This is a genomic window from Corynebacterium flavescens, assembly GCF_008693105.1.
In the GTDB taxonomy this organism is placed as follows: domain Bacteria; phylum Actinomycetota; class Actinomycetes; order Mycobacteriales; family Mycobacteriaceae; genus Corynebacterium; species Corynebacterium flavescens.
In genome coordinates, this window is the sequence record NZ_VXKK01000009.1 from 86,797 (window position 1) to 108,119 (window position 21,323).

General features: G+C 61.5%; 13 protein-coding genes and 1 tRNA gene. 12 read left to right on the top strand and 2 right to left on the bottom strand.

Going from position 1 to position 21,323, the window contains the following annotated elements:
* Nucleotides 1-27: 27 nt before the first annotated feature.
* Complete coding sequence (locus F4V60_RS00960; RefSeq protein ID WP_075728921.1) at nt 28-1,056, bottom strand: prephenate dehydrogenase; 1,029 nt, start codon at nt 1,054-1,056, stop codon at nt 28-30.
* Nucleotides 1,057-1,095: 39 nt separating this feature from the next.
* Between F4V60_RS00960 and F4V60_RS00965 the strand changes: the two genes are divergently transcribed.
* The 6 genes from F4V60_RS00965 (at nt 1,096) to tgt (ending at nt 6,429) form a co-directional block, all read left to right on the top strand.
* Nucleotides 1,096-1,590 carry a tRNA adenosine deaminase-associated protein gene (locus F4V60_RS00965; RefSeq protein ID WP_075728922.1) on the top strand — a complete coding sequence of 165 codons (495 nt, stop codon included), beginning with the start codon at nt 1,096-1,098 and terminating at the stop codon, nt 1,588-1,590.
* Between the two features lie 31 nt (nt 1,591-1,621).
* Nucleotides 1,622-2,053: a nucleoside deaminase gene (locus F4V60_RS00970; protein ID WP_075728923.1), complete on the top strand. Its 432-nt coding sequence runs from the start codon at nt 1,622-1,624 to the stop codon at nt 2,051-2,053.
* A gap of 116 nt (nt 2,054-2,169) precedes the next feature.
* Nucleotides 2,170-2,376: a CsbD family protein gene (locus F4V60_RS00975; protein ID WP_075728924.1), complete on the top strand. Its 207-nt coding sequence runs from the start codon at nt 2,170-2,172 to the stop codon at nt 2,374-2,376.
* A gap of 119 nt (nt 2,377-2,495) precedes the next feature.
* Nucleotides 2,496-2,586: transfer RNA gene (locus F4V60_RS00980), tRNA-Ser, on the top strand.
* A 111-nt stretch (nt 2,587-2,697) separates the two neighbouring features.
* Complete coding sequence (locus tag F4V60_RS00985; RefSeq protein ID WP_075728925.1) at nt 2,698-5,121, top strand: MMPL family transporter; 2,424 nt, start codon at nt 2,698-2,700, stop codon at nt 5,119-5,121.
* Nucleotides 5,122-5,142: 21 nt separating this feature from the next.
* Nucleotides 5,143-6,429, top strand: a complete 1,287-nt coding sequence (gene tgt, locus F4V60_RS00990) for a tRNA guanosine(34) transglycosylase Tgt (RefSeq protein WP_075728926.1) — start codon at nt 5,143-5,145, stop codon at nt 6,427-6,429.
* On the opposite strand, the gene F4V60_RS00995 is transcribed toward tgt, so the two are convergent.
* Nucleotides 6,405-7,112: a queuosine precursor transporter gene (locus F4V60_RS00995; RefSeq protein WP_141256035.1), complete on the bottom strand. Its 708-nt coding sequence runs from the start codon at nt 7,110-7,112 to the stop codon at nt 6,405-6,407. The two genes, tgt and F4V60_RS00995, sit on opposite strands and share 25 nt — an antisense overlap.
* Before the next feature lie 287 nt (nt 7,113-7,399).
* Between F4V60_RS00995 and F4V60_RS12670 the strand changes: the two genes are divergently transcribed.
* From F4V60_RS12670 to F4V60_RS01025, 6 genes are read left to right on the top strand one after another with little or no spacing between them, the layout of a single operon-like run.
* The gene (locus F4V60_RS12670) at nt 7,400-7,987 is read left to right on the top strand and encodes a hypothetical protein (protein WP_232315950.1); all 588 of its coding nucleotides are present in this window, start codon (nt 7,400-7,402) and stop codon (nt 7,985-7,987) included.
* The gene (locus tag F4V60_RS01005; RefSeq protein ID WP_075728929.1) at nt 7,987-10,746 is read left to right on the top strand and encodes a vWA domain-containing protein; all 2,760 of its coding nucleotides are present in this window, start codon (nt 7,987-7,989) and stop codon (nt 10,744-10,746) included. Before F4V60_RS12670 ends, F4V60_RS01005 begins: the two co-directional genes overlap by 1 nt.
* Before the next feature lie 56 nt (nt 10,747-10,802).
* Nucleotides 10,803-14,447, top strand: coding sequence for a tubulin-like doman-containing protein (locus tag F4V60_RS01010; protein ID WP_075728930.1), 3,645 nt, complete (start codon nt 10,803-10,805; stop codon nt 14,445-14,447).
* A complete protein-coding gene (locus F4V60_RS01015) occupies nt 14,447-17,413 on the top strand; it encodes an AAA family ATPase (RefSeq protein WP_075728931.1) in 2,967 nt (988 codons plus the stop codon). Before F4V60_RS01010 ends, F4V60_RS01015 begins: the two co-directional genes overlap by 1 nt.
* Before the next feature lie 21 nt (nt 17,414-17,434).
* Entirely contained in the window at nt 17,435-19,786 is a 2,352-nt protein-coding gene (locus F4V60_RS01020; RefSeq protein WP_150387348.1) for a SaeA-related protein, read from the top strand.
* Complete coding sequence (locus tag F4V60_RS01025; RefSeq protein WP_075728933.1) at nt 19,783-21,321, top strand: GAP1-N2 domain-containing protein; 1,539 nt, start codon at nt 19,783-19,785, stop codon at nt 21,319-21,321. The genes F4V60_RS01020 and F4V60_RS01025 overlap by 4 nt, the downstream gene beginning before the upstream one ends.
* The last annotated feature ends 2 nt before the right edge of the window (nt 21,322-21,323 follow it).

Genomic DNA, 21,323 nt, shown 5'->3' on the forward strand with positions numbered 1-21,323 from the left:
CCGCGCTGAATGCACCCAGCCAAGAAATCAGAAGATCTCTATGCGCCCACCCAAAGACTCCGACTGGCGCAGCTGGCCCACCCAGTGGGGCGCGCCGGGGTGGAGGCGCAGCACGGGGCGCGAGGAAATCTTGATGGGGGAGACAGATTCCTTGCGGGCGCCCGAGCGGGCGTCGATGCGGGTGCGGGCTCTATACCCGGCGTCGGCAAGCTCCTCGATGGAGGGCTGCGGCGCGGCGAGGGAATCGCGGGCATCCTGCAGTAGGTGCAGGGCCTCGTCGAGGGCATCCACCAGGGCGGGGGCGTTGGTCTCACACATCTGGCGCACCAGCGCCGGGGTGGTGCCGGCGACGCGGGTGCCGTCCTTGAAGGAGCCAGCGGCCAGGGATTGGGCGAGGATGCCGCCGTTATCGCCCACGATGGCCAGGACCTCAGCTAGGACATGAGGCAGGTGGGAAACGCGGGCGACGGCGGCATCGTGATTGGCCACGCGCACGGGGACGGCCTCCGCGTGGACCATTTGGGTCATGCGGACGACGTCGGCGAAAAGGTCCTCCCAGAACTTAGGCACGCGTTCGCCACGGGCGTCGCACTCATCGGCGTAATCATAGGTAATGGCCCAGGCAGCGCCGGAGAATAGACCCTTTTGGGAATGCTCCCACCCTGACAGCGCGGTGCCGGCCATGGGATGGCCGCCCACGTAGCGGTCATTCATGTTGCGCTGCTGCACCTGCTCGCGCACGGCACTCTTGACGGAGACGACATCGGTGATGCCGCAGGTGGGGGCGTGCTCCGCAATGGCGTCGAGGATAGAACCCACGGCATTCATGGGCACGGCGATGACGATGAGGGCACCATCGGCCTCGGCGCGGGCTAAAACCTCCGGCAGGTTGTCGGTGACATCGAAGCCCTGTTTGAGGGCGATTCGCGTCCGCGAGGTGGAATGATTATAGCCATATACAGGGTGTTTGCGGGCGACGAGATCGCGCAGCACGGAGCCGCCGATCAAGCCGAGGCCGATTATGCAAATGGGGCGTTGTACATCTGAAGGACTCACGGTGACAATTCTCGCACAACCCGACTATTCTCACGAGGTATGAGCGATGAGAATTTGTCCTTTGCGGTGACCGTAGCCCGCAATGAGGGGCAGTGGCTGGTGCGCAGCTTCAATGATGACTTCAGCGACATCCATACCTCCATCAACGCGGTGCGCTCCCTGCGTTCGGCGGAGGCGGCCTTTGCCCTTCTGTGCGTCGAGGATGATTACTTTGTCGTCGTGCGCCCCGTGCCAGGCGGGGTGCGCATGGTGGTCTCTGATGCCACCTATGCCGTCGAGGATGACTTCGCCGCCGATTTCTTGGAGCTGCGTGACATCGACGTCCCCGACATCGATCCGGATGACTTGGAGGATGCGGAAGCCTATGGCGATGGGGATTTCGATATCTTTGCCGATCTGGGGCTCAGCGAGGATCAGTTGGGCTTCATCATCGATAACGAAGAAGATTGGCCCTCTGACATGCTGCTTCGCATCGCCGGTGACTTAGGCTTTGGGGATGAACTCGAGGAGATCATTGCAGAGATCACTGCCTAGGGAGCAGGGCCTCGTGCGCGCTGAGGAGAGGATGCGCCGGGCACTGGAGGTCGCGCGCCGCACCCCGGCGGGGGACATTCCGGTGGGCGCAGTGCTTTTCGACGGCGCCGGTACCGAACTAGCCTGGGGCGTCAACCGCCGCGAGCAGCGCCAAGACCCGACGGCGCACGCGGAGGTGGAGGCTATCCGGGCGGGTGTGGCCAAGCACGGCGATGGTTGGCGGCTGAGCGGCTGTGAACTCGTGGTCACCTTGGAGCCCTGCGCGATGTGCGCTGGCGCGATTCAAGCCTCGCGCATCGAGTCAGTAGTTTTCGGCGCCTATGAGGAGAAAACCGGGGCCTGTGGCTCGCGCGTGGAGGTGCTGCGCGCGCCGGGGGCGCTGCATGTTCCGCAGGTGCGCGGCGGGGTGCTGAAGGAAGAGTGTGCGCGGCTATTGCAGGACTTTTTCGCGGGGCTGCGTTAGACCCTTTTCTTCACTCTTTCCTAGACCATTTTCTGGATGGTGATTGAGAATGGTCCCTGCCAGCGTTGCATAAGACGCGTATCATGGGTGCTCACGCAACCTAAAGGAGGAAAATAATGGGTGATTTTGAGAATAAGAAAGATGAGCTCGCCGGCAAGGCCAAAGAAGCAGTAGGTGATGCTACCAATAACGAGGAGCTGGAGAATGAGGGCAAGGCCGACCAGGTCACCTCAGACGCCAAGCAAAAGCTCTCCGATGCCGTAGATGGCATCAAAGACAAGGCCAATGAGGTTATTGGCAGCTTCAAGGATAAGGAAAAGTAGGAGCTCCATTCCGCAGTAGTGCGGCGTTAATGTCGCACTACTGCGGTGGCTTGCGGGGCGGCCTGCGCGCCGGGGCAGATGATTTTGTCCAGCGCGCGTGCTCACGTAACCTAGAGCGCGGTGGCGTGTCCGAGCGGCCGAAGGTGTTCGCCTCGAAAGCGAATGTTGGGTAACCCCCAACCGCGGGTTCAAATCCCGCCGCCACCGCCACAAAAAATCGGCGGCTGTCCTGCGCAAAAGGGCAGTCGCCGATTTTCTTGTCTTGCCAGCCTGGGCTACTACACTGGTGCAGGTTCATGTTCTTCACGCAGAGGGTTATTCGTGGCTAAACTTCTTTATCGCCTGGGCCGTTGGTCCTTCCTTAATAAATGGAAGGTCATCATCGCGTGGATTATCCTGCTGGCCGCAGCAGGAATCACCGCCGTATCGCTGGCGAAACCAATGACGAGCGAGTTCTCCATCAAGGGCACGCCCGCCATTGATGCGACCGCTCGGACCATGGAGCTCTTCCCGGAGGGCGGCAACCCCGCCAACTCCGCCTCGGTCAACCTGGTTTTCCAGGCCCCGGAGGGTCAGAAACTCTCGGATCCGCACAACCGCGCGGCTATTGATGCGGTGATAGCCTCCCTCGAGGAGAATCTGGCCATGGGGGATACCCTGCGCTTTGGTAACCCGCTGGATGTCTCGCCCGCGTTGGAACAACAAATCATTGATCAGTTCACCGGCATGGGCCTGCCGGAGCAATCCGCACGCCTTGATGCCGAGAACCTCGCCATGGTCAATGATGACGAGACCATTGCTTATACCACCTTTAACTTCGACGCCGATAGTCCCTATACGGTGCAGCAGGCCGATAAGGACAAGGTCACCGCCGCCATGGACCTGGGCCGTTCCATGGGGATTAACGTCGAGGCCGGCGGCGCTGGCTTCGGCGACGAGATCGCCATCAACTCCACCTCTGAGGCCATCGGCCTGGGCGTGGCCTTCCTGGTCCTCATCTTTACCTTCGGCTCCTTGGTGGCCTCCGGGATGCCGCTTATCTCCGCCGTGGTCGGCGTGGGACTCGGTTCCCTGGGCGTCCTGGCCGCGACGCACTGGGTTGAGCTCAACAACATCACCCCGGTCCTGGCTGTGATGATCGGCCTGGCCGTCGGCATCGACTACGCGCTCTTTATCCTCTCCCGTTTCCGCTCCGAGCGCTCGCGCATGTCCGGCGCAGAGGCCGCGGGCATGGCGGTGGGTACCGCGGGATCTTCGGTGGTATTCGCCGGAGCCACGGTCTTTATCGCGCTTTTCGCGCTGCTCATTGCCAATATCGGCTTCCTCACCGCCATGGGTCTCTCCGCCGCGGGCACAGTGGCGGTGTCGGTGCTTGTCGCCCTCACTCTTATCCCGGCCCTCCTGGGTCTTTTCGGCGACAAGGCCTTCAAAGGCGCTATCCCCGGGGTGGCGGGCAACCCCACTCGCAAGGGCAAGCGCCGCCGCGGCAAGACCATGGGCAGCCGCTGGGTGCGCGTGGTCCAGAAGGTGCCGGGCCTGGTCATGGCCTTCGTCGTTCTGACCCTGGGTGCTATGACCGTGCCGGTGCTCAACATGGAGCTCTCCCTTCCCGCGGATACCACCTCCAACCCGGATACCACCCAGCGCAAGGCCGCAGATCTCCTCTCCGAGGGCTTTGGACCTGGCGTCAACGGCCCCTTCCTCGTGGTGGTGGATGCGCACCAGGTAAACACCGAATCCCAGGCGCTCGAGCCTTTGATGGCGGCGCAGTCTGAGGGCAGCCTCGAGGACCAGGCGGCCTTCGCCTCCTTCATGTACTCCGCGGATAGGCTCAAGGACATCGGCGGAGTCAAGCACGCTCAGATCGTGGGGCTTTCTTCCGATGGCCGCGCGGCCCAGATCATGGTCTCGCCCGATACCGCGCCCACGGATAATGCCACCATCGCCACCGCGCATGCGCTGCGCACTGCCACCGCGGAGCTCGAGGATGTTACCGGCGCAGACATCGGCATGACGGGACTTACCGCAGTCCAGGTGGACATCACCGAGCGCCTCGAATCTGCGATGGTGCCGTACCTGGCCATCGTGGTGGGCCTGGCCATTGTCTTGCTGTTGATAGTCTTCCGTTCGCTGCTGGTCCCGCTCGTCGCTGGCCTGGGCTTCTTGCTCTCCGTCGGCGCCGCCTTCGGGCTGACGGTTCTGGTGTGGCAGGAGGGCCTGTGGGGCCTGGTGCCGGCCCCGGGTCCGCTGATTTCCTTCATGCCGATCTTCCTCATCGGCGTCACCTTCGGCCTGGCCATGGACTATCAGGTATTCCTGGTCACGCGCATGCGCGAGCATATATCGCGCCACCCGCAGGGCACCGGCGGGAAGTACAGTCCGGTCGACGAGGCCACCATCATGGGCTTTAGCCAAGGCGCGCGCGTGGTCACCGCCGCGGCGATCATCATGATCTCCGTCTTCGTGGCCTTCATAAACCAGCCGCTGCCGTTTATCCAAATCTTCGGCTTTGCCCTGGCCGCAGGCGTGCTTTTCGACGCCTTCTTCGTCCGCATGTCCCTCGTGCCCGCCACCATGTTCCTCATGGGCAGGGCCACCTGGTGGATGCCGAAGTGGCTAGATAAGCTCCTGCCCGCGCTCGATATTGAGGGCACCGCGCTGGAGAAGGAATGGGAGCAATCCCATGCGCCGCGCACCGAGCAGTTTGCCCCCGTGCCGGATCGGGCAAAGCACGCGCGGGATTAGGGCTGCTCTAGACTGTCCCTCATGCATAAACCGCCCGAGATTGATCTGAAACGCAACCTCTCCTTCGAGATCAAGACGCGCCTGGATGACACCAGCCCCGGCAAGCACGGACGCACCGGGGTCATCCACACCCCGCATGGGGACATCAAGACCCCTGCTTTTATCCCCGTGGCCACCAAGGCCACCGTCAAGACACTGACGCCCGAGCAGATTCGGCAGACCGGCGCGCAGGCCATCTTGTCTAATGCCTATCACCTCTACCTGCAGCCTGGCTATGACATCGTTGATGAGGCCGGCGGGCTGGCTGAGTTTGAGAACTGGCACGGGCCCGCCTATACCGATTCGGGTGGTTTTCAGGTGATGTCTCTCGGCGTGGGTTTCAAAAAAGTACTGGCCATGGAGGTGGCCAACCTCACCGAGGGTGACGTGCGCGCTGCGAAGAAGGAACGCATGGCACAGGTCGATGAGGAGGGCGTGGATTTCAAGTCCATCATCGATGGCTCGAAGCACCGCTTCACGCCTGAGAAGTCCATGCAGATTCAGCACGGGCTCGGCGCGGACATCATGTTCGCCTTCGACGAACTGACCACGCTGGTAGACACCCGTATCTACCAGGAGCAATCCGTGGCGCGTACCCACCGGTGGGCCAAGCGTTGCCTCGATGAGCACGAGCGTCTGACCAATGAGCGCACTCATCGGCCGAAGCAGTCGCTATGGGGCGTCGTACAGGGCGCCCAGTACGAGGACCTGCGCCGCAAGGCGGCCCGCGGGCTAGTACAGCTATCGCGGGCGGCTGAGGAGGCTGGGCGCCGCCCCTTCGGTGGTTTCGGCATCGGCGGGGCGCTGGAGAAGGAAAACCTGGGCACCATCGTCGGCTGGGTGTGCGATGAGCTGCCCGAGGACAAGCCGCGACACCTGCTAGGAATCTCCGAGCCGGATGATCTCTTCACCGCCATCGAGGCCGGCGCCGATACCTTTGACTGCGTGGCGCCAACCAGGCTGGGGCGCCGTGGAGGCGTTTATACCCTTGACGGGCGCCTTAACCTGAAGAACGCCCAGTTCAAGCGGGACTTCTCCGGCATCGATGAGGAGTTCGGCGGATATGTTTCGGAGAATTACTCGCGGGCCTATATCCGCCATCTGCTCAAGGCCAACGAGTTCCTGGCTGGAACCCTGTGCACCATGCATAACCTTGAGTTTATGATTCGGCTCGTCGATAACATCCGCGCCTCCATAGAGGGCGGATACTACGCGGCCTACCGCGATGAGTTCACGGGGCGCTACTACGCGGACTCGAGCGGGATGTAGTTCTCGCGGGACTTGACCCACTTGATAACGCGGGTGGTCACGGGCAGAAGAACTACCTCAAGCAGGGTCTTCCACACGAAGCCGACGATGACATAGTTGAGGAAGCCTCCCACGGAGTCCACCCCGATGACGGGGGCGGCGATGAGGCAGAACAAGAAGGTATCTCCCAGCTCGCCGACCACGGTGGAGGCCACCAGTCGGCCGATGAGGCCCTTTTCGCCGCTCTTCTTCTTCATCCGGGTGAGTACCCAGGAGTTGAGGAGCTGGCCTACGAGGTAGCCCGCCAGGGAGGCAAGCAAGATCTGCGGAACGAGCCCCAGCGTCGCTGCGAAGGCGTCCTGGCCCTCATAGAAGTCTGCTGCCGGGAGCCAGATGGCGATATAGAAGCAGAGCACGGCGAGAATGGCCAGGCCAAAGCCCATGTAGATGGCGCGGCGGGTGGATTTGAAGCCATAGCACTCGGAGAGAACATCTCCCACGACGTAGGCCAGGGGGAAAAGGAAGAAGGCTCCGTCCGTGATGAGGGGGCCGAGCTGCACTCCCTTGGTGGCGTTGATATTAGAGATGATGAAGGTGACGACGAACACCGTGACCAGCCACGGATACAGTGCAGACTGTACCGGGATGAATCGGATGCTCTCGCCACCATTAGCGGTGGTTGCGGTTGCCGATTGAGTTGTCATAGGTAGCAATAGTGACATGCCGAATTCTTCCGCGCCTAACTCGCTTCACCCCGCCTAACCCACTTAAGGCCATGTGCACCCTGCCAGAGCGGTGTCCGGAGGGGGCGCTATTGTGGGCAGAAGTGGCGCATTCTTTTGGTCTTTATGGCATTGTTTTCCCTACGAGAATTTTGCCCGCCGTGTCTCTACACCAGTTTCCATCTATCACCCTCCCGGCGCTGCCTGAAGGACCTCTCTGCAAGAGGTGTTTCTTCGCGCAGCGTCACCGTTTTGAAAAGGTCATAATCATGACGTTTGGCTCACCCGGCCCCCGCCCGCGTTTTGGCGGCGGAAACCCAGCCCCGCAAGGCGGGTCCTTCGGGCAACCCGGTCCTGCGGGTTCATTCCCTGCTCCCGCCCAACCCGGCGGGACTGCGGGCCCTACAGGCTCCGCAGGTTCGGCAGCCCCCAGTGGGGGCACACGGCCTTCCTTCGGGGGCGGTTTCGGGGCGGGCGCCCCAGAGCCCATGCCAGGAACGCAGCCCACACCTGCCGCCACCGCCCCCACCAAGGGGCCTTGGGCTTGGCTTATCGGTGCCGGAGTCGCGGCGATCCTAGGCTTGATATTGGTTATCCTCGCCCCGCTTGTGGCTAGTGCCACCTCCACCCTTTTCTTCACGCTGGGGTTGTGCGGCTGGGCTTTGGCGGGAATCGTCTCCTTTGTTCTACTCGGCATCTACACGCTGAAGAACACGCAGCGCCAGGCGGAGACCTTCTATATCGAGGACACCACCCAGACCCTGCTTTACCGCATCATCATGGGTGCTAGCTTCATTGTGGTCATCGGCGCTGCTGTAGAAATCGCCCTCTTCGTAGGCAAGGCGGTGGGGATCTAATGCGGGTTTTCACGCGCCTTCTGGCCGTCGCCTCTACTGTTGCCCTCGCCGGCATGGCTTCTAGCCTGGGGGCACTAGCGCAGGAAGATCCGGGTATTCCTCCGGAGCAGGCGCCTGCGCCGGAGCCTGCCGGAAACACTGCCGCGCCCCAGTCGAGCCTGTCCGAGCTTTCGCAGAAGAACCTCAGCGAGTTCGGCTCCTGTATCGCCAGCTCCAAGTCCGCGGATCTGCTCTTCGTCCTCGATCAGTCGGCCTCGCTCGTGGGATACCAGGGCTCTACTCCCACTGACGCCGAGAGCTTCCGTGTGGACGCCACCCGGGACATCGCCACGCAACTGGCGCATTTGGGCGCTGATAGCGGCGCTTCGATCAACGTCAAGCTGGCTGGATTTGGCTCCGAGTATTACAGCGATAGCGCTGACTACGGTGAATGGGTCGATGTCTCAGGCAACCCGGATGCGTTGAAAGAGCAGATAGAGAAGTTCCGTAGCTCCGAGCGCGTCGCCGATCTTGAGACCGACTACGGCACCGCCTACGCTGGCGCTCTGCGTGAAATGGCGCAGCGCCCCTCCAATGATTGCCGCGCGGTTGTATTCTTCACAGACGGAAACTTCTATTCCGATGAGGCTCAGGGAGATATTGAGGGAGCTAAGAATGCCCTCTGCGCCGATAACTCGGCGGTAGCGGCCCTGCGTAGCTCGCATATTCGCCTCTTCAACGTCGGCCTCGTGCCCCCGGAGGACGCTGACTCCCAGGTTGATCTCCTCACGAGGCTCTCCGAGAACCAGACGTGTACCGGTCACGAGCCGAACGGCGCCTTCTTCAACGCCGGGCAGGATCCGGCGGCTCTCTTCGCCGCCTTCCGCAACCTCATTCCCACCTCTGGCGGAATGAGCAAGAACGCTGCCTTCGCCGAGAGCTTTGACTTTGTCCTCGATGACTCGATTACGCCGGTGCGTTTGTCCGCCATCCCCAAGACCTCGGTGCGTGAAGGGGAGCTTGTCCCCACTCTGACCGGCCCGGATGGGCAGACGGTCGATCTCACCCCGGAGACCACGCGAATCGCCGGTGCGGAAACCAATGTGAGCGTCAATGACAAGCTTCCCGGCATGGTGGACGTGTCTATGTCCAAGGCGGCTGATGGCGCACGCTGGGCAGGCGAGTGGACCTTTGGTTACCGCGTTGCCGAAGGATCGGAGGGTGAGTACTCCGCATCGATGGTCATGATTCCCGGTCTGAGCGTCAACCTAACTCGCGCAGACGGTGGCGAGGCCAAGGGCGGCATTAACAGTGACGAGGTAATCAAGGCCCAGTTGGTTGATGGGGCAGGAAACCCCCGTTCCCTCGAGGGGGAGGGGCTCTTAAGCGCTGCTTTCCTTCCCTCGCAGGGAGATCCCATTCCTCTGGTAGAAAACCAGCCCATCGTCAACGGCGAGCAGGTCGACATTCCTCTCGAGGCCATCGACACTGCCGTTAACGGGCGGCTGGCTACGCGCGTGGACATCACCACCAAGGGCGCAGATGACGCGCCGGGCACCCGCCTCAACCCCATCGAGGCGGAGACCTCCCTGACCGTTACTCCGAGTGATATGCCTTCGGTTGGCTCGGTCCAGGTGGTCACCATGGATGACAAGGAAGTCACCATCGATGTCCCCGCTAGCGGCCCGGGCAAGATCTGGGTGGCGGATCAAAGCATCGGCGCGCAGGAGGGGACCCTTCCGGACGGCGTCGACAAGCTGGCCGTGTCCTCTACCCACAATTCTGCCGACACCGCCCTGGAATTGGGCGAGGGTGAACAGGGCACCATCCCTGTGACGCTGCGCATGGACACCCTTGCGGATGGCCCGCTCAATGCGGCCGCCGTGATTGATTTGCAGTCCGCCGACGGGCAGCGCCAGGCGCAGCTGCCGCTGGAACTGCAAGGCTCGGTGACCACCCCGGTCAACAAGACCGTCTTCGGCGTGGCAATGGTTCTGGCCATCGTCCTGGCGCTGCTCATACCGCTGGCGATCTTGTACCTGATGAAGTTCGTCTCCGGGCGCATTCCGCGCCGGCCCAAGCTTTTTGTCAAGACTATTCCCGTGCGCCGTGAGGGCACGCGTCTCATCCGCACCGACAAGGGCGGGGACTTCGTCCTCGACCCCCAGGAGTTCTTCGAAAGCGTGCCAGTGACACCGGCAGGGCGTTCGGTTAACCTCGGCACCTATCCGGTGCGGGTTCGCAGCGGCCTCAACCCCTTTACGCCGGCTCAAGCGGTGGTGGACAAGGCCGGCACCATCTCCGGCAAGGGGCGTGCCCGCAATGGGCACGCGGTGCTACCGCTGGCAGTCCACAATGGCTGGTTCCTTGCTGGCAATCCCGCAGACCCCGACAGCGGTGAGATCGTTGTCGCCGTGGATAACCTCGCGCAGTCTCCGCGTGTGGCGGCGCTGTCCGAGGAGATCCGTGCCAACGCTCCCGCGCTTTTCGACAGCGTGGAACTCCCTGCCGTGGACACCCCTCCAGGCGGTCCTGGTGCGCCCAGTGCGCAGGGTGGCTACACCTGGACGGAGACGACATCGCCAAGCGCAAGCAATACGCCTAGCGGCTTCCCCCAGCCCAACGGTCAACCCCAGTGGGGACAAGGTCCCGCGCAGCCGCCAGCTTCCCCGCCCTTCAACCCCGGGCCTAGTCCCGAGGGCGGTCCCCAGGGCGGGGGATTCGGGCCGAGCAGTGGCTGGCCCGGTGGCTCCGGCGGCCCAACTTTTGGCAAGAGTTAATCCGCAGATTCACCCACAAGCGCATACGCACACTTCTTTGTGAAAGGTAATTGCTAATGAAAAAGTTCCTCGTCGTTGGTTGCGGAGGCTCCGGCGCCAAGACTTTGGCGTACATGATGGACCAGCTCAAAGCAGAGCTGCGCGCTATTGACCCCACCATCAAGTCTTTGCCCAAAGCCTGGCAATTCGTCAGCCTAGACGTGCCCCTTGAGGCCGAGTCCGGGCCGGATGGTCTGCCCAACGTGGTGCAGAACGGCGGGGACTATGTGGGCATCGGCTCCCACTTGAGCTTTAGTCAGTTTGATACAGGCGTCTCTGATGAGCTGGGCAAGCGTGGGATGCTGGGGGAAATCGCCACCTGGGCACCGAGGGATCCGAAGTCCAACACCACCATCATCTCTGATGGTGCGGGGCAGTACCGTGCCATCGGGCGTTTGCTCACGCTGCCTGCACTCAAGAAGATTCGGGCCAGCCTGGAGCGAGCAGTGGGGCGCATGTATGAGCCCGAGGCCGTGCAGGAACTCGATGAACTTATCTACAAGGCAACCGGCAAGCGTGGCGATACGGCCGATGGCGCACCTGTAGTTCTCATCGTGTCATCAATGGCAGGTGGCGCCGGCGCATCGATGTTCCTCGATGTCTGCCGTGTGCTTTCCACCGTCCACAACATTGATGCCAGCGGCAACCTCGTATTCATGTACACCCCGGAGATCTTCGGGGCAATCAAGTCTGAGGCCATGGCTGGTGCCTGGCCTAACTCTCTTGCCCTTTTCGGTGAGGTCTTCGCCGCCCAAACGGGTGCTGCGCACCAGCATGATCGCGCCATCTTCAAGGCCTTCGGCATTGATAACACCCCGGATACCGAGACCTTCGCCCGGCTTTTCCCCATCGGTTCGAAGATGGGGGACAAGCAAGCCTCCTTCGGAACGGGACGGCCGGAGGATGTGTATCGCGGTTTCGGCCGTGCCTTGGCCGGATTGATGTCCTCGAAGCGCGCTACCGAATCCTTCATCGCCTACGCCCGTGGCAACACACCAGCCGCTGACGGCGGGCGCAAGTACTTTGGCTGGACCGGCGGGGAGACCCCGGTGCCCTGGGCACGTCTGCCCTGGGGATCACTGGGTTATGCCCAGGTGTCGATGGGCCGCGGGCGCTTTGCCGAGTATTCCGCGCAGCGTCTCGCACGCAAGTCCTTCGACCGGCTGCTTTCTGGTCACCTCGACCCAATCAAAACCACCACGGGTGAGGAGCAGCTGGCTGCCAAGCGCGAAGAGCGCCTGCCGCGTATCTACCAAGAAATCTCCCTCGACGGGACCTGGGCCCTGCGCCCTGCCGATCTAGGCTCCGTACAGAACTGGCTGGGGCTCACCTTCGGCAACTTCGCCCAGAATGCAGCTGCGCAGGCCGAGGGAGAGTTTCGACGCTACTTCCCGCAGGGCCAGGACAGAAGGGTAGAGGAGTGGCGCGACGAGCTGTTGATGCGCCTTAATGATCCACTCACCGGGCGTAATCTATCCGCCATCCTCGACCGCGCTGCTTATAGTGCTGTCTATGAGTTCGCGGACTACTTCTCTGATGCGGTGCTCAGCGCCATTGAGGGAGACCTGGCCGCAGTCGGTATTCCTTTTGTGGAGATGGTGCTCGATCACCTCAAGAACCTCCTGCAGACACAGCTCGTCCCCATGACAAAGGCGGTGGCGCAACAAAATCAGGGCCAGAACCCGGCTGCCCTGCCCGCAGGATCTGAGGTCGACATCAGCCCGCTTAACGGCAAGGGCACGATGTCTAACCCGCAGGCCACCGTCGATTCCCTGTCGGCGAAGTACCGCAACCAGTTCTACAACTACTTCCTACACTCGGTGGCTGGGTACCTCGCGCCGGTCCTGGAGGATTACGTCAACGACAACCTCTTCTACCTCGACCGTGAAATCAACGATGCCTACCAAGACTTGGAAAGCGCCTCGCGCTCGACCTCACGCGCCAACAGCCTGGCAGACGTAGCCACCGTCGCGGTGAACTCCTGGCCCTCCGACACCGATGAGAAGGTGGATTCCCGCTTCGAAGGCGCGAAGAACGAGATCATGCTGACGGATGTCGAGGCCTTCGCCGCAGACTACGAGACGCAGCTGCTCGCCACCGTGCAGGGACAAGAGCGCACCAACTACATCAGTAACTTCGCTGAGGCCGCTGCGGATGCGGCACGCTGCATCATTCGTGGCGAGTGGGAATCCCAGGATGCCATTCAGGCACCGGGAGATACCCTGGCTCCGCCGAAGCGCGAGCGCAGCCAGCAAGGCAACCGTGCCGGCTGGGTGTCTAAGAACCTGACTACTCCGCCGACGGGTGGGGACTCCCGCGATTCCCAGCACGCACGCTATTCCGCTTTGATTCGTCCCCGTGACCTCATCGAACGCGCGCGCCAGTGGGTGGGGCGTAAGGACTATCCCTTCGACAAGTTCATCTCGGTCGATCTCAACGAGTACCTGACCAAGACCGGTGACATCAACGACGTCGAGTATGAGCGCCGCAAGAACGTCTTCGTCTCCGCTTTCGATCGCGCCTTGCAGTATGGGCGCCCGCTGGCCGCCGTCGACGCGAACATGGTTCGCCAGATCCACGGGACTGACGTCAAGTACACCTATAACTTCTCTGAGATTCCTCTAGAAGGCCTCGACAGCGTCATCGACCTCGTCATGGAAACCGTCTCCGGACCGCAATATGACGAGCCCACTCGCGCCGGGGTAAAGAACGCGCTGACATCTTCTAAGAAGATCCGCCACATCGAGGTATTCGGCTCTTACCCCAACTACTCGCCGATCGTCTTTAGCTCGCTCTTCCCGCATATCGCGCAGGACTACGCCAAGCGCAACGGCCGGCTCGATAGCTACTGGAAGGAACGGCGCACGCGTCCCCTGGCGGCGGCCCTACCCATTACTCCGACGGAACGCGAGGCCATGGTGGCTGGCTGGATCATCGGAAGAATCACCGGGCGTATCCACATTGCGGACTTCGGCACCGACACGGCTCGGGCCTATGTTTATGATGACCGCGCCAAGGAATGGGTCAGCTTCCCGCATCCGCTGCTGATTCCGCCGGCCAAGATGATCAAGAACTCGGACTGGATGAGCTCCGTCATCGAGTCGGTGCTTATCGCCTACGCCAACGTGCAGAGCATCGAGAATGGTAAGATTGCGAACTCTTTGCGGCCTTATCACCTGCTGCGTGGACTCTATGATGACGGCGAAGAATCCGCTAACTCCGGCGGAGTCACCGCGCACCCAGCGATTGCTCGCCTCACCGAATTCCTGGCCACCGGCTATCGTCCCGGAAGGGACGTCGCTGGTACCTCCATCGATGACCGCTACGCTGCCTTTGCCCAGGAGCTCGACAAGTTCTTGTCCGGGGCCGCGCACTTCGTTCCGGGATACGGCAGCGCTCTGCCAGGCCAGGCGCAAGCCAACAAGCCTTTCGCGGAGATTCGTTCCCGCGAGATTGCGAGCCAGACGCCTTATTACCGCGATCTTGCTGCAGATGTAGTCGGCCTGGTTCCGCGCATGCGTTCCTTCCTGGATCAGGCCAAGGTGGCTGCGCCGAACTGGGGCAGCGCGCCGGAGGCTTTCACGCCGACTTCTGCCGGTGCTGCCAGTGGACAAGACGCCGCACCAGAGTTCGACCTTTCTAGTTTGGATGACACCTTCTGATGAGCAACGTAGTATTCCTCGCCCACGGCATTGTGGCCGGTCAGATTCGTTCCCGCCTCTTCGATCTTCGCTCCGTCGGCCTGCTCGAGGACTTCTTGTGGATAGACTATGCCCATGATCCCGCAGACGAGGTGGTTCGCACCTTCTCCGCGGATTCAAGCCCGCGCATAGTCGGCCTCGATGCCGCGCTGCGTCCCTTGGATAACGGCGCCATCTTGGTGCTCATTGATCCGCTCGATCCGGACTCTCCCGTTGATGCCGAGGCTCTCAATAATTGGGTGAACAGCATCGACAACAGCCTCGTCCAAGGCGGTACCAACCAGCGCTTGCGTATCATGCTGCCTAGCCTGCCCCTGCGTGATGTACCGGCAGGCCAGCTCAACGGCTGGTCTAACTTCGCGCTCTCGCCAGAAGATAGCGATACGCCCGGTTCTCCCCTGCGCGCCATTAACCGCGAGGAAGGGGACTTCGGTCTCGCTGAGTATGCCGCGCCCTCCTTGGCGTCCGTGATGGGGTTGTGGCGCGACATGGATGAGGCCCCCATTGCGCAGGATGGACGGGTGATCGAGACTGGGGATCTCTCCACGTTCCGGTTGGTCCGTGCTTATCACCGCACCATCGATGCAACGAACGTGGAGGAAGAGGTCAAGCAGAGCGTTTTTGATCTCAATGCTGCGCTGCCGCGCCCCCAGCTCAATAACAATTCCTACGCGGTGCATCACTCCAATCCAGACGCGCTGACCACGTTCTATGCCGATGGCTTCTTGAACAACCATGCGGCGGAGCTGGTGTCCCGGAAGGCTCCATTGGAGACTCTTGCTACCCAGAAAGTTAAGGGCTGGGAAGCATTGCGCCAGAACCTCGCGCTGTATTGGGCAACCGTCATTGGCAAGCCGCAGGATTGGGTTAACGCCCAAAAGGGCGCTGCCAGCTCGCGGGCGGCAGGGCTCATACAGCGAATGCTTTATGGCGAGAACTCTTCCATTGAAGTCACCGTGGGTGAGCATTCTGGACGCTCACGCGGGGTAGCCTCCATTGCGCAGCTGCGCCAGCAAAACCGGGAGAACCGCGAGCGTGCGCAGCAGGCGGGTCTATCTACTGGAGACGATCCGCAACTCGCGCAGACCTGGCACGCTTACCAGGAGTACTCGTTGGCGTTGGTGGATGGAATCTCCGGGCTGGATAATTTCGCGCTCGAGCGTGACAGCCAGAACAACGTATTCATTGTGCAAAGAGGCTGGCAGGCCATCGCTGATACCGGGTTCACTTTCAATGGTGAACACCCGCTCTTGCTCAAGACTGCGGGTCAGAGCGATCCGCGGGCCTTCGATGTGCTGCCTTTCGATCCGCGCGGCGCAGGGCAATACGAGCAGGAGCTCGACTTTGTCTACCAACAAACGCGCCGTCGTGAAATCGCGCAGAAGCAAAACGAGTTCAGCAATTGGCGCCGGAACTTCTCCACCACCTTCGGCTGGAAGGTGGGCGAGCGCCTCAATCGCAAGCTCAATGATGCTTTGGAAGAAAACGGCCACTTGGCCCAAACCGCGCGGGATATCGAGGCTCAGCGCAACCAACTAGCAGAGCGTGACTTCAACGCTGAGAACCGCAGGCTTACCACGGCGCTGCGGTGGATGTGGGCCATCCTCTTCGTGGTCTTGGTCCTCGTTAGTTACTTCTGCGCGGCGCATTATCGCCCCGGAATCCGCATCTGGGAGTCGATGCCAACCTACGATTGGCGCTGGTTGATTCTCGGCTACGTCATCGCCGTGGGTGGTTTCTTCCTCACCAGTTGGTTCACCTTCACCAAGGCTCAGCGCGAACTCTACGATTATGTTCGCAACCGTGAGCTGCTTGAGCGCAATGAGAAGATCGCCCTCGACAATCTTGCGCTGTCCTTCGGTGATGTTGACCGAGTCACCAAGGCTTATGAGCAGTTCTTAAGCTGGTCAAGCCTGCTGGGGCGTGCCATCGCGGCTCCCTTTGGTTCCCAGATGGTCCGCGCTGAGCAGTTGCGTATCCCGGAATCTGGCTTGCCACGCAATACCAGCATAGGCCGCGCGGTAGTCTCGCCTCCGGACGTGGGCGCGATGGCACGAGAGATTCGCGTCGCGGTTTTCCCGCGGCGGTGGGCTCACGACGCCCTCGAGAACCTCTTTGTCGATGTCTCCAGCGCGGTCAATCGCAGCAAGCCAGGTTTTCCCGTGGGCCAACTCAATGATCTTTATGCTCTGCCTGGACGTGGATCCCAGTCGCAGCTCGATCAACTGGTGAAGTGCCTTGACCGCCCGGACGTGCTGGCGCGCGATTTGAAGCCCCAGCGCTGGCGCGCAGCCTTGGCCGTTCCCAGCATCAATCAGAAAGTGCGCTCGTTGTTGCACACCGTCCAGTTCCGGGAAGGCTCAGATTTACGGACTCTGCCCACCGAGGAATTCCTCGCGCGTATGAGCCAGGATGCGAAGGCGCGTCAGGCATTTTCCAATGCCTCGCTCACCGCAGCCGGTGTCAATGCTGGCGGTACTTCTATCGATGGATCCCACACCCGCATCGTGGAGGTAGATAACCAAGCGGCGACGAACAGCCAGCTCTCGCGTTCGCTGACAGTGGTTCAATACGGCAATACGGTCTCTTTGGCTTATCTGCAGCCCGATGAGGGACGTGCTCAAGACACGGGCTCGGCAGCGGCGGCGGAGTTCTCCGCGCCAGCCGGTGCCACCGTTCCCACCGCCCCCTCAGCTGCTGAGGACTCCCTGTCTTTCTTGGATTCCCTCGACGATATTGATCACATGGAATCCTTTGACCAGGTGCCACCGGCTCCTGTCTCTGAGCCAAGCGGCAACCCCTTCCTTGATGGGGCGCCGGCAGTAAACCCCAGCGATACTAGTGGATCTTCTGACCCTGCTGGGTTTTCTCGGCCTGCGGACCCTGCTGACCCAGAGGACCTTTCGGACCTCGACGAGACCTTTTAGAAGAGAGGTTCAGCCAGAAAGATGAGTATGCATAGCGAAACAAAGATCAGCGATATCCCATTCTCCGAGTTGGCTTTGGTGCACGCATTGCCCCAAGCGGATGCGGAGCATATCGCCGAGGTCTTGTCACCGCAGTTCTCTCGCTTCGCCGGCGATATTGCCCGGGCCTTGGGCGGGGAGTCAGTCGAGCACCCGCAGCTGCGAGCCGCGGCGCTCAACGAGCGCCTCGCACAGATGGAGCATAAGCGTGAGGCCGCACGGGCAGCAGCAGAGGCGGCCGAGGCCGCTGCAGGTGCAGCGGCGCAAACAGCAGAAGTTGCACAATCAGCACAGCCTGCGCATAGGGTGCCGGAGCAGCCGGCTAAGCACTCCGCGAAGGAGGACAAGCCGCGAGCTTCCGTTAGTTCTTTAAGTCTCCGTGAGCAGCTGCTGGCTCAACGCCGGCAGCGTGATGCTGCAACTCAGGTCGATGAGAACGACTACGTCGGCCTAGAGGCAGAAGACTTCTCAGCGCCTTATCGATTTGGCCATGATCCGGCCCAAGTGGTGCCAGAGTTGAAGTACGCCGTCGAAAAGCCGGTGGCCAGCTTAGGTACGGAATCGGGAACGGAACCTGATGCAGAAAGCCCAAGTGAGCTCTTTGTGGATGCAGTTTCGGATGGAATAGCGGAATTCAAGCGACATCCCGTGCGTATCTGGTGGCAGCCGCTGCGCGCGGCCGCGGATGAGACCGTGCTTTATCGCGTGGTGGCAGCTGATAGGGAAATGGTGGTTACTCCAGACGCGGGTGAAACACTCGTGGTGACGAAAGGCACCGCTTACCGCGACCTGGAGCCGGGCAACGGCGGACTTCGTCACTACGCAATATGGGCGTACCGGGGCATCGAAATAATCGATGTGGTTGACAGCCAACCCGAGCTCATCGCAGAAACCGTCGTGGTTTATCCGCCCAATAATTTCAAGGTGGCGCCGACCCAAGGCGCTATCCAGGCCACGTGGGATCTGCTCGAAGGACATACCGGCGCGCTCGTGTATGCCTGCCGGGACACCGAGGTGCGCAACCGGCTTAGCCCTAACTTCCAGGTGGAACCCGATCCAGGCGGACGCAAGGTGACGATTCCCACCGAAGAGAGCGGGCAGACCATGGTGGTATCCGTGCGCGGGCAGGTGGAGTTCCGTGGTGAAATCATCCTCGGCAGCGCGGAGCTCGTGGCGGAAGAATCCATCAAGGTGGCAAGCGAGCTCGACTACATGACCTTGAAGAGCTGCCAGCGCGAGATCGAAGAAGGCAATGATTACATCGCAGTGCAGTGGACCGCCCCGAAGACTGGGGAGGTAAAGATTTATGTCACGCAGCACTCCCTTGACCCAGATTTCGCCAATAGGCCGGTGCCGCGCAACTTCATTGATTCTGCTTTTAGCAGCGGCATCATTGCCTCACAGGGCCAAGATCGCCCCGGTGACGAGCGCTTCGACCGCACGCCCTGGCCCACCGACTGGCACCAGGTGTATGTCACCCCGGTGAACTTCAATGACACCGAAGGCTGGGTGGGCCAATCCATGGTCCTGCAGCGCGTCTCTCCCATTAAGGAGGGGACGTGGCGGCTCATCGAGCGCGTGGATAGCCAGCTCATCACCTTCGATTGGCCCCTCGGCGCGGAGATGGTGGAGTGCATCCGAGATGAGTCAGAGACCGTTTTGCTGCGTGAGGAATACGAGCGCCAGGGCGGCATCCGCCTCAAGCTGCGCAATTATGGGGAGACCGTGCGGCTGCGGCCGCGCGCTATCTTTGCCGGCGAGTACACGGATGCGCCGATAACGAGCGTGGTGTACGCGGGCCTGCAGGTGTTCAACTACGTGCTGCGATATGACTGGGCTAGTTCTTCCGTCGGCGTGTGGATTAAAAGCCACGAGGGAGAATCCCGCATGCCTCCTAGCTTCCAGCTGGTATTCAATCCGCAGCGGTTGCCCCTACACGCGGATGACGGTCAGACCGTGGAGTTCTCCGAGGACATGGCGATCAAGACCATCTACTCACCGCGGAGCATTGCCGCAGAGTATGGGCCGGATCCCAGCCTGGTAGCAAGTCTGGGCAGCTACATGGATCGCGGTGGATTCCTCCGTCTCTTTGTCATCGAGGACTTTGTGGCTTCCACGGCGGCCGGAGGCGACCTGACGGATAAGTTGTGGGGCGATCAGACTGAGTATTCTTCCGGTTTTTCTACAGGTTTTTCTTCCGGATTACCCGGGGAGCCCGAGCCCGTTGCCACGCAGAGCGAGGCGGTCATCGTGGAAGAAAACATCGCAGGAGGGCTATATGTCTTGCCCGCCCAGCAGCGCGGTGGATACGACCTAGGGGGACAGCCACAGTGAGCGGTTCATTCAACTTTGCCTCCTTCAGCGGGCGCGGTGCCCGCGGCGGTCGCGGTGGCTGGGGCGTAGGCACCGTCGTTGGCGATCTGGGACGTGACCAGGTCCGCGACCTCGTTACTTATGTTCCGACCTCCCTAGGCGGTGGCCAATCCATTCCCAAGTTCCCTTCACCGGAGATGCGGGCTCGTTTCTTGCGGCGTACCGCGGTTTTTTCCCTCAGCGCTGACGCCTCCTCCTGGATCACTATGGTCTCCGTGCACGCAGGCACGGATGCCACGGGGCGCGGGGGAAACGTTTATACCCTCACCAATGTCATGAGCACGGCGATTCCTCCCGCACCGGAGCTCGTGCTTTATTCGCCGGATATTCCGGCCCCCTTTTCCATCCATGAGGTCGATACCGCGCCGGTTCCGCGCGAGATTGTCCAGCCGGGTCCCCTGCAAGATGGCCAGATAGTCGAGGAATTCCTCGACGGTGAGTTCCGCAACCCTGAGCGCTTGCCGCTGCCCTTTCGGGAAGTTGTGCCAAATCCGGACGGTGAGTTTAACCGGGCGCTCGTGGAGGCGATGGCCGCGGTGCTTAACGTGCCCGGGGCTACGGTGGTGCTCTCGGCGCCTGAGGATCAGGCGGCCTTGTGGATCGCTGCGGTGTCCCCGGCAGTGCCGGAGGGTTTTGGATTTTCCACCTCTGAGAAGGCCTCAACCTTAGAAGAGTTCCCCAAATCTACCTCGACCATGCTGGTCACCTCGCTTAAGGAGAAGGCCCGCTTAGCCGATATGCGGATGTCAGGCCGCGTGGTTCTCTTCGCCACAGACGAGCCAATCCCTGATATCACGGGCTTTCTTCCGGCACGGGCGCCGCAGCAGGAACCGGCACTTCAACCGGTGCCGAGCGCCGAGCCTTTCTTGCAGTTCCCCCATGAAGTCCTCGGCGAACCCACAGACCTTGAAGAGGACCCTTTCAACACCGCCGCAGTCGCCGCTCCCACGGTGGGCGCGGTTGGCATGGGCGGCGCCGTCATTCCAGGGGAGACGCTGCCAGGCGCCAATCCCTTTCTTAATGCGGAACCAGCCCCTGAACCAGACCCAATCCCGGGTGCTACTCCGGTGCCGGTGCGAGGTGGCGGGGACGAGGCCAATGCCCACGTTGGGTCATTGACGCCGGTAGAAGCCGCTAACCTCGAGCATTTCAACGCGCGGTGGTGGTTCGATCATCTGCGCGCCCATCCCGCGCGCGCTTTAGAGATCGCCTTGTTGCTGCCCACGCACTTCGGTCCGAACCAGCGCGAGTTGGCGTTAGCGGCTTGTGTGGTGGAATGGAGCATTTCCTTGCCGACTGCCTTCGAGGAATTGGTAGCGCCGGTTCTCGGCGGGCTCGACCCGCACTTCCGAGACAAGGTTCGCCACTTGGTTCATACGCACTTTGAGCAGCACCTGCATCTTGATGAAGCAAAACTCCAACACTTCTACACCCTCGGCGCTACGGCTGAAGTGACAGGCCCCACGCACGCAAGCAATGTCGAAGACGAAAGGTAACC

Coding starts and splice junctions, on each gene's coding strand:
- F4V60_RS00975 (WP_075728924.1), top strand. CDS start 2,170: ATGGGTGATTTTGAGAATAAGAAAGATGAGCTCGCCGGCAAGGCCAAA.
- F4V60_RS01010 (WP_075728930.1), top strand. CDS start 10,803: ATGAAAAAGTTCCTCGTCGTTGGTTGCGGAGGCTCCGGCGCCAAGACT.
- F4V60_RS01020 (WP_150387348.1), top strand. CDS start 17,435: ATGAGTATGCATAGCGAAACAAAGATCAGCGATATCCCATTCTCCGAG.
- F4V60_RS00965 (WP_075728922.1), top strand. CDS start 1,096: ATGAGCGATGAGAATTTGTCCTTTGCGGTGACCGTAGCCCGCAATGAG.
- F4V60_RS12670 (WP_232315950.1), top strand. CDS start 7,400: ATGACGTTTGGCTCACCCGGCCCCCGCCCGCGTTTTGGCGGCGGAAAC.
- F4V60_RS01005 (WP_075728929.1), top strand. CDS start 7,987: ATGCGGGTTTTCACGCGCCTTCTGGCCGTCGCCTCTACTGTTGCCCTC.
- F4V60_RS01015 (WP_075728931.1), top strand. CDS start 14,447: ATGAGCAACGTAGTATTCCTCGCCCACGGCATTGTGGCCGGTCAGATT.
- F4V60_RS00970 (WP_075728923.1), top strand. CDS start 1,622: ATGCGCCGGGCACTGGAGGTCGCGCGCCGCACCCCGGCGGGGGACATT.
- tgt (WP_075728926.1), top strand. CDS start 5,143: ATGCATAAACCGCCCGAGATTGATCTGAAACGCAACCTCTCCTTCGAG.
- F4V60_RS00995 (WP_141256035.1), bottom strand. CDS start 7,112: ATGACAACTCAATCGGCAACCGCAACCACCGCTAATGGTGGCGAGAGC.